We start from the raw sequence: 13337 nt of genomic DNA, 5'->3' as shown, positions 1-13337 counted from the left end.
AGGAACCATTAAATTAAGAGAGAATCAGCTGGACAAAAGGGCGTTCTGCGCAAGGGTCCTAAATTCATTTTTGACTCTAGTTTCTTAGTCAAAGAAGCCTTTTAGATCAGCCTCCATCGGGAAGGTGACGAAAATGGAAGAACAAATGTATAAAAATATTCTTGTCGGCGTAGACGGTAGTGATCAAGCCAATTTAGCTTATGAACGTGCAATTGAGGTTGCTCGTCGAAACGGAAGCCGAGTCATTGTTGCAAATATTTTAGAAAATCAAGTGTATACAATGATGGGGTATTCGACGTTAAATGATCAATTAATTGATCAAGAAACAGCCGCTGCGGAAGAATTAATGGCCGATTGTAAAAAGTATGCTGAAAGCGTTGATTTTCATAATGTTGAAACAGTTACCATGTTTGGTTCACCCAAAGAAGTCATGAGTCATGAATTACCTGAAAAATACAATGTTGATTTAATTATGGTGGGACAATCAGGATTAAACGCAGTCGAACGTGTGGTCATGGGAAGCGTCAGTAGCTACATTATTCGTCAAGCCCCTTGCGATGTCTTAATTGTTCACTCTGAAGAAAAATAAGCAAAAAAAGTTATTGATTGAATAGAGAGTTGACCTAACGTTTCTTTTGTTTTTTCAAAGGATCAGCGGCTTGTCACTCAAAATTGAGGACTTGGAGAATAAGTCGTAGCGACATATTTTCCAAGTCTTTTAGTTTTTCGACAAAAAAGTATGCACAAGGGGTCAATTTTTGATAAGATAAGACAGGAAAACGACAGAGGAGGAACAGAAATGATTTTTGCATATAACAAAGAATACGTTGGCGATGTCTTACTTGTCATCGTTGCGGACGATCAAGGTGCGGAAAACCAAGTAAAACGTGTCGGGGATGTGGCACGTGTAAGTTTAGTTGAGGCGCCAGAAACAGTGGTAGCTTGGAATATTTTCAATGCTTCAGCGCTTCTAGGTGACATTAATGGCACCGGCCAAGTGACTTTAACAGACGAGCAAATCAAAAAAGTCAATACAGCGATTAAAGATGCGGGATTTTCAGAAACCCTTGAAAAAGACGACACCCCTAAAATTGTGGTCGGCTTTGTCAAATCATGTAAAAAACACCCAGATTCAGATCATTTATCTATCACACAAACAGAAGTAGACAACGGCGAAATCTTACAAATTGTTTGTGGCGCACCGAATATCAAAGCAGGACAAAAAGTAGTTGTGGCCAAACCAGGCGCAATGATGCCTGATGGTTTAATGATTTGGCCAGGGGTTTTACGTGGGGAAGAAAGTTTTGGAATGATTTGTTCAGCAAAAGAATTACGTTTACCAAATGCACCTGCTAAAAAAGGAATCTTAGAATTGCCTTTTGATGCAGAAGTTGGTTCTGCATTTGCGGTAGGAGAATAAAAGAAAGAAACGACCTGTTGTTCAGACAACAGGTCGTTTCTTTCTTTTATTGATTGCTGCGATTATGTTGTTGTGTTAAAGCTGACTTATCAATGGTTAAATCGATGGTTGCTTTCATTTCTTTAGAACCACGATAATAAGTCACTTCCATTTTGTCGCCAACTTTTTTCTTGTAAAGCGCGCTTTGTAAATCTGTAGTAGAGCTTACGTCTTGGCCGTCAACTTTCGTGATAACATCGTATTTTTCCAATCCAGCCTTTTCAGCAGGGGTCGCTGCTTCAACGCCACGAACCACTACGCCAGTTTTTACAGAAGCTGGAATTTTTAAAATTTGTTCTTGTTGTTGTGAAGAGATGCCTGTTAAATCAGACATCGTAATCCCGAGAGCTGGCCGCGTCACTTTACCATCTTTTTCTAATTGGTTGATAATGTTGACTACGTCATTACTTGGAATGGCAAAGCCCATCCCTTCAACACTCACTTGACTAGTTGATTGCACAATTTTTACTGAGTTAATTCCAATGACTTGTCCTTCAATATTGATTAGTGGACCACCAGAGTTTCCTGGATTAATAGCAGCATCGGTTTGAATGGCATTAATATTGATGGTTTCACCAGACTCGTTTTTATTGGTAATATTTCTATTCACAGAAGAGATGATTCCTTGTGTGACAGAGTTAGCATAATCAGAACCTAGAGGGGAACCAATCGCAATCGCAGGCTCACCGACTGTGATTTTACTAGAATTCCCAAACTCAGCGACTTGATCAACTTTGTCGGAAGAAATTTTAATCACGGCTAAATCCGTGTAAGCATCGGTTCCGACTAACTCGCCTTTCACTTTGGTACCATCAGATAAAACAACTTCCAATCCTTGTGCTTTATCCACGACGTGGTTATTTGTCACGACATAAGCCGTTTTACCATCTTTCTTATAAATAACCCCACTACCTTCACTGGCTGCTTCTAAATCGTTACCATTGTTGCCGGAAGAGTCTTGAGTACTTTCATTCCCACCGAACAATCCCCCAAAAGGATCATCTGCCGAAGAATTGTTGCTAGCACTTTGCATATTAATGACAGAAACCACAGAATTTTGAACTTTTTTCACGGCTTTTGTGACATCGCTAGAAACATTGTAACTCACATTGCTGACTTTTGTGTCGCCATGATTAGTGGACGTCGTCGTCGCCGCATTATTTCCGCCGTTGGGTGTGGGAATAATCCCAGAATAAGCGCCTCCTAGAATAAGGGCGCCACCAAGTAAGCCGCCAGCTAAACCAATCCCAAATTTTTGCAATAAACTTTTTTTATCTGAATTAGGTGTAACATCTTTTCGTTGCATAAAATAACCTCCCAATAAGTGCATCTGAATTTTCTATATTAAGTATATCTGTTTCCTACTCCTTTAGTCTATCGAATAGCTTTGAATTTTTTATGAACAACTTAGGGAAAAATTACAGAAAAAATACGAATGAAAAAGTTATACACAGAAAAATGTGAACAAATCGGGAATAACTCTGTGTACAGTTTTCAGGAAAGTTATCCACAGAATGTGGATAATGTGGACAAATCAGTGGCGAATATGTGTTTGTATTGAAAAAGCTGTTAAATAAAGTAATTTTTTAGTTTCTTCTGTGGATAACTCTGTGTATATGTGTATAAGTATGTGGAAACGTTGTGGAAAGTAGTTAAACTTCGTGCTAAAATAAGAAAGAAGAGAAAACGAGAAAGTAGTGGAATAGGTGAAAATTAAACTAGTAACAGTCGGAAAACTGAAAGAAAAATACTTGATTCAAGGCATTAATGAATATCTGAAACGTTTAAATAGCTATGCCAAGATGGAAATCATTGAAGTTCCAGATGAAAAAGCCCCGGAAAAACTCAGTGACGCTGAAATGCTTCAAGTCAAAGAAAAAGAAGGCCAACGTATTTTGGGGAAAATTAATGACAACGAATACGTCTTTGTTTTAGCCATTAATGGCAAACAATTATCTAGTGAAGAATTTTCAAAAGAAATTGAACAATTAGGGATTAGTGGTAAAAGTAATCTAACCTTTGTCATTGGTGGCTCCTTAGGTCTCAGTGATTCAGTCCTTCAGCGAAGTAACAAACAAATTTCTTTTGGCCGCTTAACTTATCCACATCAGTTAATGCGTTTGGTATTAGTGGAACAAATTTATCGCGGTTTTCGGATTATGAAAGGGGAACCGTATCATAAATAGGAAGTAGGCTGGTTGCTCAGTAATTTCTATGAATCAAGTCATTGCTTGAAAAATATATGAAGTAAAATATCTTTAGTCTGTTTGTCTGATAGAAAATAAAAAAATTCAATCAAACTGGTTTGAGAGCAACGTTACCGTTCAAACAATAAATAAAAATGAGAGGAATGGCAAAAAACAATGCTCATTCCTCTCGTTTTTTCAAAAAAATTGTCCAATTGTTGTGCCTCAGAAACAGGTTCAGCACCCATGATTATTATTTTAAAATGAGAAAAAATTAAGGGATTATCATAAAAATCAATATTTTTAACGTGAAAAGTTGAATAAGCTCTTCAATGAAGAAAACGCTATTGACAGTAACCAAAAACTACCTTAAAGTGAAAGCGTAAACATGTATAATATTTCATGTGACTAGGGAAAACTAGGCATGAAAAGTCTGTCTGAAGTAATTACTTTAGGTTGTCTTTTCATGCCTAATTTTTATATAGAATACTTAGTAGAGGAGGAAGTTGATTAAATTATCAGAAAAAAGTGTTTGGAAAAGTCGGATTGGTTGCTTAAAAATAGAAAGATATGGGGAAAAATATGATTAAAAAAATAATAGTCGTTGTTGCTTTCATGCTTACAGGCTTCTCGCTAACTGCGATGAGTGCATCTGCAGAAGAAATAACTGATTTATTTTTACAAAAAGAAGTGACATATTCTGGTGTAGAAGGAGGAAAAATTGGAGAGAATTGGAAATACCCTCAATTTGTTGGCGAAAAAGCTGTTGATGGCGATGAAACAACACGCTGGTCCGCTGATAAGCAAGATGAACAATGGTTAATTGTTGATTTGGGTGAAGTAAAAAACATTGGCGAACTCGTTTTACAGTTGCATGCAGAAAGTCCTGTGTATGAAATCTTAGTTTCAACAGATGGTGAAAGCTATCAATCTATCTTTAAAGAAGAGAATGGGGAAGGTGGCCAACCTACTAAAAAATATATTGATGGCAATAATGTACAAGCACGTTTTGTAAAATATCAGCAGATGAAAATGTGGCAACACACAAATAAGCAATTTTACAGTTCAAGTATTATTTCGTTTGAAGCATATGAAAAAAACGACTGCCAGAAGCGATTAAACTTTTAACAGAGAACCTGACTATTAGTGAAAAAAGAAAGCAACAGCTAGCCTTTGAAGTGTCACCAGCTGGAGTAGATATCACAGAGGATCAGATTGAGTGGTCGAGTAGTGATCCTACCATTGTGACGGTTGACCAAACGGGTAATTTAACAGCAGTTAAGAGTGGTGAAGCGAAGGTAACAGTCAAAATTAAAGGAACAGAAATTAGTGATACAATTCCTGTGACTGTTGTAGCAGAAAATAAACAATATGCGGAAATGCGAGCAAAATGGAAAATGCGATTGTTAGGTACAACGCAGTATGATAACGATGCAGATGTGCAACAGTATCGTGCCCAGATTGCTACGGAGAGTTTAGCATTATGGCAAACGCTTAATCAAGCAGCAGATCGTGGGTATCTGTGGGAACGAAAACCATCGGATACAGTGTCTGCTGATTACACGACTCAATTTACCAATATTAAAAAACTAGCGTTAGGCTACTATGAACCATCAAGTGAGCTTTTTGAAAAACCGGAAGTTTATGATGCGATTGTTAAAGGCATTGAATTTATGATTGATACAAAAAAATACAATGGAACGTATTACACAGGTAACTGGTGGGATTGGCAAATTGGTTCCGCGCAGCCGCTAACAGATACATTGATTTTATTACATGATGACCTATTGAATACAGATGCAGAAAAATTAAATAAATTTACTGCTCCGCTGATGCTATATGCAAAAGATCCAAACATACAATGGCCAATTTATCGTGCAACAGGGGCTAACTTAACAGATATTTCAATCACCGTTTTAGGTACTGGACTTTTGTTAGAAGATAATCAACGCCTAGTACAAGTACAAGAAGCTGTTCCGTCCGTTTTAAAAAGTGTTTCCTCTGGTGATGGCTTATATCCTGATGGTTCCTTGATTCAACATGGTTATTTTCCGTACAACGGCAGTTACGGGAATGAGTTGCTAAAGGGGTTTGGACGAATTCAGACTATTTTACAAGGTTCCGACTGGGAGATGAATGACCCTAACATTAGTAATTTATTTAATGTTGTTGATAAAGGTTACTTACAATTGATGGTGAATGGAAAAATGCCATCGATGGTTTCTGGTAGAAGTATTTCCAGAGCGCCAGAAACGAATCCTTTTACTACAGAGTTTGAATCGGGTAAAGAAACAATAGCTAATTTAACCTTAATTGCAAAATTTGCCCCAGAAAATTTAAGAAATGACATTTACACATCTATCCAAACATGGCTTCAACAAAGTGGGTCATACTATCATTTCTTTAAAAAACCAAGAGATTTTGAAGCGTTAATTGACTTGAAAAATGTGGTGAATAGTGCGTCACCTGCCCAAGCGACACCAATGCAATCTTTAAATGTATATGGTTCGATGGATCGAGTCCTACAGAAAAATAACGAATATGCGGTGGGTATCAGTATGTATTCACAACGTGTCGGAAACTATGAATTTGGGAATACGGAAAATAAAAAAGGCTGGCATACAGCAGACGGCATGCTTTATTTATACAATCAAGACTTTGCTCAGTTTGATGAAGGATACTGGGCAACGATCGATCCATATCGATTACCAGGAACGACAGTTGACACAAGAGAATTGGCAAATGGTGCTTATACAGGGAAACGCAGTCCCCAGTCATGGGTAGGTGGCTCAAATAATGGACAGGTTGCCTCTATAGGAATGTTTTTAGATAAAAGTAATGAAGGAATGAACTTAGTTGCTAAAAAATCTTGGTTCTTATTAGATGGTCAAATCATTAATTTGGGAAGTGGCATTACTGGTACGACAGATGCTTCGATTGAAACAATCCTCGATAATCGGATGATTCATCCACAGGAAGTGAAGCTTAACCAAGGTTCAGACAAAGATAATTCTTGGATTAGTTTAAGCGCAGCGAATCCATTGAATAACATTGGCTATGTTTTTCCTAATTCAATGAATACGCTTGATGTTCAAATAGAAGAACGCTCTGGTCGCTACGGAGATATTAACGAATACTTTGTTAATGATAAAACCTATACAAATACATTTGCTAAAATTAGTAAAAATTATGGCAAGACTGTTGAAAATGGTACTTACGAATATTTAACAGTGGTTGGGAAAACGAATGAAGAAATCGCAGCTCTTTCTAAAAACAAAGGCTATACTGTTCTAGAAAATACAGCAAGCTTACAAGCCATTGAAGCAGGTAATTATGTCATGATGAATACATGGAATAATGACCAAGAAATTGCAGGACTGTATGCGTATGATCCAATGTCGATTATTTCAGAAAAAATTGATAACGGTGTTTATCGCTTAACTCTTGCGAATCCTTTACAAAATAATGCATCCGTTTCTATTGAATTTGATAAGGGCATTCTTGAAGTAGTCGCAGCGGACCCAGAAATTTCTGTTGACCAAAATATTATCACTTTAAATAGTGCGGGGTTAAATGGCAGCTCGCGTTCAATCACAGTTAAAACAACTCCTGAAGTAACGAAAGAATCGTTAGAAAAATTAATTCAGGAACAAAAAGAACACCAAGAAAAAGACTACACCGCAAGTAGCTGGAAAGTCTACAGCGAAGCATTGAAACAAGCACAAACTGTGGCAGATCAAACAACAGCAACGCAAGCAGAAGTAGACCAAGCAGAAGCAGAGCTACGCTCGGCAGTGAAGCAATTGGCAAAAGTGCCAACTAAAGAAGTAGATAAAACCAACTTGTTGAAAATCATCAAAGAAAACGAGAAACACCAAGAAAAAGACTACACCGCAAGCAGTTGGAAAGTCTACAGTGAAGCGTTGAAACAAGCACAAACTGTGGCAGATCAAACAACAGCAACGCAAGCAGAAGTAGATCAAGCAGAAGCAGAGCTACGCTCGGCAGTGAAGCAATTAACATTGAAAAATAGTGGGGAAAATAAAAAGGAGCAAAAAAATGGGGGGGAATAATGGACACTTAAATACTAGTACAGGAGTTGATCAAACTGGTACGAAACAAGTTAAGCCATCAAGCCAAGGTGGTTTCAGAAAAGCTAGCCAATTTTTACCGAGCACAGGAGAAAAGAAATCGATCGCGCTTGTGATTATTGGTCTTCTAGTTATCGCCAGTGGGTGTCTTTTAGTTTTTCGTAAAAGTAAATCGAAGAAGTAAAAAATTACGGATTCACTAAAAACATAATAAAAAAGCAGACTTCCATACAAGAAGTCTGCTTTTTCATTAATTACTCCGCTTCCGCATTTTGCAAGTCAGCGACATCAGTCAGATAAGTGGCTTCATCCAACAAATCTTCCGAATGTGCAACATAAATCGCAGTGGCGCTATCACCAACCACGTTTAGGCTAGTAACGAGCATTTCGATTGGACGATTAATGGCTAAAATCAATGAATACGTCGCAATCGCAATCTCATTGTTATAGTTTAAACCAGTTAAAATAGTGAAAAGGATAATCCCGCCAGCGCCAGGTGCCGCCGGTGTACCAATGGATGACATTAAAGCTAAAATGGCAATCAAGGCAATATTAGCTGGTGTCACTTCATAACCAGCTACGCCCGCCACAAAAATAGCCGCAATTACTTGCATAATCGCTGTGCCGTTCATATTAATAGTCATTCCTAACGGCAAGACAAAGGCGGCAACATCGCTGTCGACACCTAACTCTTCAACCGTTGTTTTTGTATTTAACGGTAAAGTGGCTGCCGAAGAAGAAGTAGAAAATCCAAAGACCACAACTTTCATAATCTTTTTAATAAAAGGAACAGGATTTAATTTTGTCGCAAATAAGATAAATAATGGGTAACCGATCATCAAAAAGGCTAAGAGCGTCGCTGTCGTTGTTACGACGTAGACTAACGCTGGTTTTAAATAATCAATCCCGTAAGAAGCAAACGTCCGAACTAACAACATAAAGACGGCGATAGGAGCAAATTTAGTAATTACAAAGGTTAAAAATAACGTGACCATCGCATTGACTTCTTCAATTAATTTTTTGAAAACACGAATTTTATCCCCTAATGCATTAATACATAAACCAGTAATCACTGCCAACACAACAACAGCTAAAATCGCACCATTGTCGCTAAATGCAGAACCGATATTTTTCGTGACAGCATTGACTATCACCATTAATGGGTTGCCGCTTGTACTTACTTCGACAGGAGCTAGCGTTTCAGATAACGACACATTAAAAGCGCCAGTTAAATATACGCTATAGCCCACAATTCCTGCCGTTAATAGAGCAATCAGTGACATCGATAAAAAGCCAAAAATTGTTTTATAAGAAATTCGTCCTAATTTTTGCGTATCGGTAATATGACAAATGGCTAAAGTAATTGAAGTAAAGACCATCGGCACAATCACTAATTGTAGGCCGTTGATAAATAGTTGACCAATAATATAGAAAAGCCCAATCGCAGATTGTCCTTTTTCAGGATCTGAAATATCTTGGAAAAGAATCTGATTGATTGTCTGCCACACAGCGCCTTGATTGCTGCGAATAAGGTGCTCTCTTAAAAATAAAAAGCCGAGCCCAACGATTAAACCTCCCACCAATGAAATCACCATTTTTTTGGTAAATGAGATACCTTTCACTTCACGTTTTTTCTTTTCCACTTTGTTGCCTCCCAAATAAATTGATTAAGCACCGCGCAAAAAAAGCCTTGCACACAAAAAAAGGGCAAGACATCTCGTATCATTCACTATACAAAAATACAGAATTTTACAGAACTTTGCCTTGTTAGCCTCTCGGACTATCTTAAAGGTACTTTTCCACATACTAAGGGAAACTACGAGAATTGTCAATTCTTTTTTACTTAGGGGGGTGTTATTTTTGAAGAAATGAAAGGAAAGAAACAGACGTTTTTCATTTTTTGTTTAATGATTGTGTTAAAATAATCATTAGTAGAATAAGTGAAAGGAAATATTACCTTTCTATATGATAGGAGAGTATTTTTAATGAGAAGTGATCGACATCATAATAACAAGTATTTAGGAATAGTGATTGGATTATTAATTGTTATTATTGGATTATTAGTATTCATCTTAGTGAATGGGCAAACAAATTTAAAAAGAAAGACGGTAGAAGAAGTAGATGCAACACCATCTTCCTCTACAAAGACCGTTAGCAGTTATTCAAGTACCTCAGTGGTGAAAGAAAGTGAAAGTAGTTCAGCAGTTACTACTATTTCAGATGAAGAAAATGTGGCTGCAGAAGCAGTAAAAAAACTCTCCACTAGCCAACGTGCGGCGTTAGTTATTTTGGGTGCGCCTTCAGGATGGCGGTTTAATGGCTATCCAGCTCAAGAAAATTCGAATCAATCAGTTCAAGAGATTGCTTTATCCAATATGAATACTATAACGTTAACCAAAGTAAGTAGTAAGTTAAGTGATAATACTAGTGAAAATGATCAAATGTTTTTTGCAACTGGAAAAAATATACAAGGTGCTGGCGGTGTTCCTTCGCAAATCTATGCGTTCGGACGTGATGGGGAAATGATTTACTATTATGTTGTTAAAACGAAACTGGATAATTCATCCGCTCAACCAACAGCGATAAACTTGGGACAAGCTAATATGAATAAAATTTGGAAAAATTTTTTTGATGTGGGTGATTTAAGTAGTATGAATCGAGTGGCGGATCAGATTGTCATAAAGTAATAGAGCACTGATTTAGAAAAGGAGTTAAAGCGTATGTTTAATCATCGTCACCAAAAAAATAAATACTTCTTTGTTGTGATTATACTGCTACTAGTCATTATTGGCTTACTTATTTTTATTATTGTTACTGGTGGGACAAATTCTGAAAAACAAACAAAAAGTTCCAGCAAAACAACCCAAACAACAAAAATTAGTAAAGAGAGCTTGAAAACCATACCTCAAACAATGAGTTCACAGCAAAATAGTTCAACAAGATTAAACGAAAGGAATTATACGGAGTCAGAGAAGCGAGCAATAACTAATGAATTTCTGCTCTGGGCTAGTAAGCGAGCAGAAATTGGTGGAATGGCTGTTACCACTAGATTTTTTGATCATGGAGCTAGTGGTAAAGGTGATTGGTATGCATTAACACCAGATTGGCAAGCTATTTTAGTTCAGCGGCAAGATTCATCTAGACAAAATAGCTACCCTATTCAAGCCTTGGGTGGGGTAACATTTTATACTTCGAAAGATGGCACCTTGGGCCGGTCTGATAAAGTAATGACTTCGGCTTTAGCAGCAGGCTATAATGAAGTTGCTGATTTAGGAAAACCAATTATAAAATATTTACTTGGTGATGATGGTGAAATTTATGAATATCACAGTAGTGGTTCTTTTACAGATGGTTTTTATGAGATGGATGATAAAGGCAATCGGCAAGAAAATGGAAGGCCTATTCAAACATTTACCCTTTCCGCAGATACCGCAGCCAAAAAAGAACTACAACGGATTCTTTTGCAGTATAATAGAAAATAGAAACGAAAGAACAGGCACCAACACAAAGGAGGTATTTTTATGAAAGTCACTCAACTTTCTAGTGAAACCCTTGACCGAGCGCACGAACGTTTTGAAGAAACACTTGCGCAAATGACCGTTGCCGAAGCAAACACGATGCCCGCACCATTAATCAAGTCTGTTACTTGGCTGATGTGGCACACAGCCAGAGAATTAGACCTACAAATTTCCGCACTTAATCATAGTGAACCGTTATGGCTTAGCCAACACTGGACAGAAAAATTTGCCTTGGATTTGCCAGATGAGACAGAAGACTGGCATCACACACCAGAAGAAGCGGCGAAAGTCGTGGTGGCAGAAAAGCAATTGCTTAGTGACTATTTGGCTGCTAGTGTGGCACTTACCAAAAGCTATTTAGACCAAATCAAAGAAGAACAATTGTCAGACGTGATTGATAAAAATTGGACCCCGCCGGTGACTAGACAAGTGCGTTTAGTTTCAGTGATTGATGATGCAGTGATGCATTCTGGGCAAGCCGTTTATACACGAAGATTAGTCATTGGAAAATGATAAATAAGCAAAAACAAAAAATGCTTCTGCCTAAGCAGGAGTATTTTTTATTGAGAGAAAAAATACATAAAAATAATGAACGAAGGACTGTCCACTTTTTCCCTAGTTGAAACGTTGTATAAGTGAAAGGAGAAATCAGATGAAAAAGGAGGCAAATTTTGACGAAGTACTATTTTCTTTGGGGCAAGAAGTCATCCAAGTCTTGATTCGCCGAGGAGCAAGTCTTGAAGATGCACAAGATGCAGTGTCGCAAACGTATACAACGATTTTTTCAATATTACCTGAAATTACATCAGAAAATCTACGCCCGTGGTTTTTCCGAGTAACATTTAATTACTACATTACGATGTATCGAAAAAAGAAACGAGAACGCACTTTTGTGGCAAACAGCCATCCTGTGCAATCAATAGAAAAAATGGAAGGGCAAGAGTTATTATTATTGATTGATTCCTTAAAAGATGAGGAACAAGAACTAGTACTTTTGAAATATTATTATCAATTATCGTATGCCGAGATTGCGTTGATTTTAGAATTATCTGTTGAAAATGTTCGCAAAAAATTGTATCGCACACGTCAAAAATTAAAAAAAGAACTGGAGGAATAGAAGTGGATTTAAAAAAAAGTATTCGTAAAGCGAAAAGAAAACAATTTATCGTGATTGGTGCTATAACCGTTGTTAGTTTTGCTGTATTGTTTGTCGGTTTTTTTGTGGGAATGGATAAACTTTCGACGAAAAACTATCAGGCCTTACTAGAAGTAATTAATGATCAAGAAATGATTGCTTCACCAAACACTCAATTAGATTCCCAAGTAATTGCTAATAGTTCGCCTTTTGGGGGCGAAGTTGTAACTAATCGTTCAAAAAATATTGATGGTTACACGGTGGAGTGGAGTAATTTACGTAGCAGATATAGCTTTTTCAGAAATTCGATTGACTGGAATGAAGTCTATCCTGGTAGCTATTATTCTTCTAAGAATTTTTATGAATACAACCGACAAACCAAGCAGAAAGTAGCATCTTTTTATAACCCAGCGATTACCAATTACTATGGTGGTATCAAAAACGAATTAAGTGAATTAGATAAAATGGAAAACCAAGTAGCGGAAGTGGCGATTTCTTTTGATAAACCTTATCCATATGAAGAAGTCTGCAAAATGTTGCCGAGCAATGTCAACTTAGTTTGGCTCTATGTTTACTCCGAAACGGTTAATGAAAAAGAGGGTCCTTCTGGTACGCTGCCTTATGGTTTTCAATTAAGCATGGACGATCAAAACGAAATATTTGATCCTGAAAACGACAAGCAACACTTTTTTGAAACCTTAGAAAAATCCCCCATGTTTGCTGACAACCAAGAAGGCCAAAAGTTTATCCAACAAAATAAAAATAAAAAAGTCGAAAAATTACCTATTTGGGGAGTCATGCTCACCGGACAAACTAAAAATTTCAAAGCCTTACAAAATGAACCTTTTGTTCGTGGGGCTTCAATTGGCGTGACCGCACCTATCGTTCCTTATATTCAGCCAGAGAAATAAACGTTCTTCAGAACTCTAAGCCTTCCGACTGATTTTG

10 protein-coding genes and 1 pseudogene are annotated in these 13337 nt (G+C 37.3%); 9 read left to right on the top strand and 2 right to left on the bottom strand.

Translation table 11 applies throughout. From position 1 onward, the window contains the following. Window positions 1–133 precede the first annotated feature (133 nt). Window positions 134–589, top strand: coding sequence for a universal stress protein (locus tag IGJ03_RS11190; RefSeq protein ID WP_002385249.1), 456 nt, complete (start codon window positions 134–136; stop codon window positions 587–589). A gap of 210 nt (window positions 590–799) precedes the next feature. After that, on the top strand, window positions 800–1420 hold the full coding sequence (gene ytpR, locus IGJ03_RS11185; protein WP_375804854.1) for a YtpR family tRNA-binding protein: 621 nt from the start codon (window positions 800–802) through the stop codon (window positions 1418–1420). A 46-nt stretch (window positions 1421–1466) separates the two neighbouring features. Here ytpR and IGJ03_RS11180 read toward each other — a convergent pair whose 3' ends face one another. After that, window positions 1467–2765: a S1C family serine protease gene (locus IGJ03_RS11180; protein WP_438711134.1), complete on the bottom strand. Its 1299-nt coding sequence runs from the start codon at window positions 2763–2765 to the stop codon at window positions 1467–1469. 400 nt (window positions 2766–3165) lie between these two features. Between IGJ03_RS11180 and rlmH the strand changes: the two genes are divergently transcribed. Together rlmH and IGJ03_RS11170 are read left to right on the top strand one after the other, a co-directional pair. After that, window positions 3166–3645 carry a 23S rRNA (pseudouridine(1915)-N(3))-methyltransferase RlmH gene (rlmH, locus tag IGJ03_RS11175; protein ID WP_375804855.1) on the top strand — a complete coding sequence of 160 codons (480 nt, stop codon included), beginning with the start codon at window positions 3166–3168 and terminating at the stop codon, window positions 3643–3645. Window positions 3646–4227: 582 nt separating this feature from the next. After that, window positions 4228–7920, top strand: a pseudogene (locus IGJ03_RS11170) (polysaccharide lyase family 8 super-sandwich domain-containing protein). A gap of 70 nt (window positions 7921–7990) precedes the next feature. Here the strand turns inward: IGJ03_RS11170 and IGJ03_RS11165 are convergent. Continuing rightward, window positions 7991–9394, bottom strand: a complete 1404-nt coding sequence (locus IGJ03_RS11165; RefSeq protein ID WP_002387350.1) for a dicarboxylate/amino acid:cation symporter — start codon at window positions 9392–9394, stop codon at window positions 7991–7993. Window positions 9395–9721: 327 nt separating this feature from the next. Here IGJ03_RS11165 and IGJ03_RS11160 point away from each other — a divergent pair, with 327 nt between their 5' ends. The 5 genes from IGJ03_RS11160 to IGJ03_RS11140 all read left to right on the top strand — a co-directional run bounded on the left by IGJ03_RS11160 (window position 9722) and on the right by IGJ03_RS11140 (window position 13300). Beyond that, window positions 9722–10423 carry a hypothetical protein gene (locus IGJ03_RS11160; RefSeq protein WP_375804856.1) on the top strand — a complete coding sequence of 234 codons (702 nt, stop codon included), beginning with the start codon at window positions 9722–9724 and terminating at the stop codon, window positions 10421–10423. A 33-nt stretch (window positions 10424–10456) separates the two neighbouring features. Then, the gene (locus tag IGJ03_RS11155; RefSeq protein WP_375804857.1) at window positions 10457–11218 is read left to right on the top strand and encodes a hypothetical protein; all 762 of its coding nucleotides are present in this window, start codon (window positions 10457–10459) and stop codon (window positions 11216–11218) included. A gap of 39 nt (window positions 11219–11257) precedes the next feature. After that, window positions 11258–11767, top strand: coding sequence for a DinB family glutathione transferase (gene gst, locus IGJ03_RS11150; protein ID WP_002370068.1), 510 nt, complete (start codon window positions 11258–11260; stop codon window positions 11765–11767). Window positions 11768–11906: 139 nt separating this feature from the next. Then, a complete protein-coding gene (locus tag IGJ03_RS11145) occupies window positions 11907–12371 on the top strand; it encodes an RNA polymerase sigma factor (RefSeq protein ID WP_002355030.1) in 465 nt (154 codons plus the stop codon). Window positions 12372–12373: 2 nt separating this feature from the next. Next, window positions 12374–13300, top strand: a complete 927-nt coding sequence (locus tag IGJ03_RS11140) for an anti-sigma factor (protein ID WP_116495168.1) — start codon at window positions 12374–12376, stop codon at window positions 13298–13300. The last annotated feature ends 37 nt before the right edge of the window (window positions 13301–13337 follow it).

The organism is Enterococcus sp. DIV1315a (assembly GCF_051712325.1).
Classification (GTDB): Bacteria; Bacillota; Bacilli; order Lactobacillales; family Enterococcaceae; genus Enterococcus; species Enterococcus faecalis.
The sequence above is the reverse complement of the archived record's forward strand: the minus strand, read 5'-3'. Positions and strand labels throughout refer to the sequence as shown.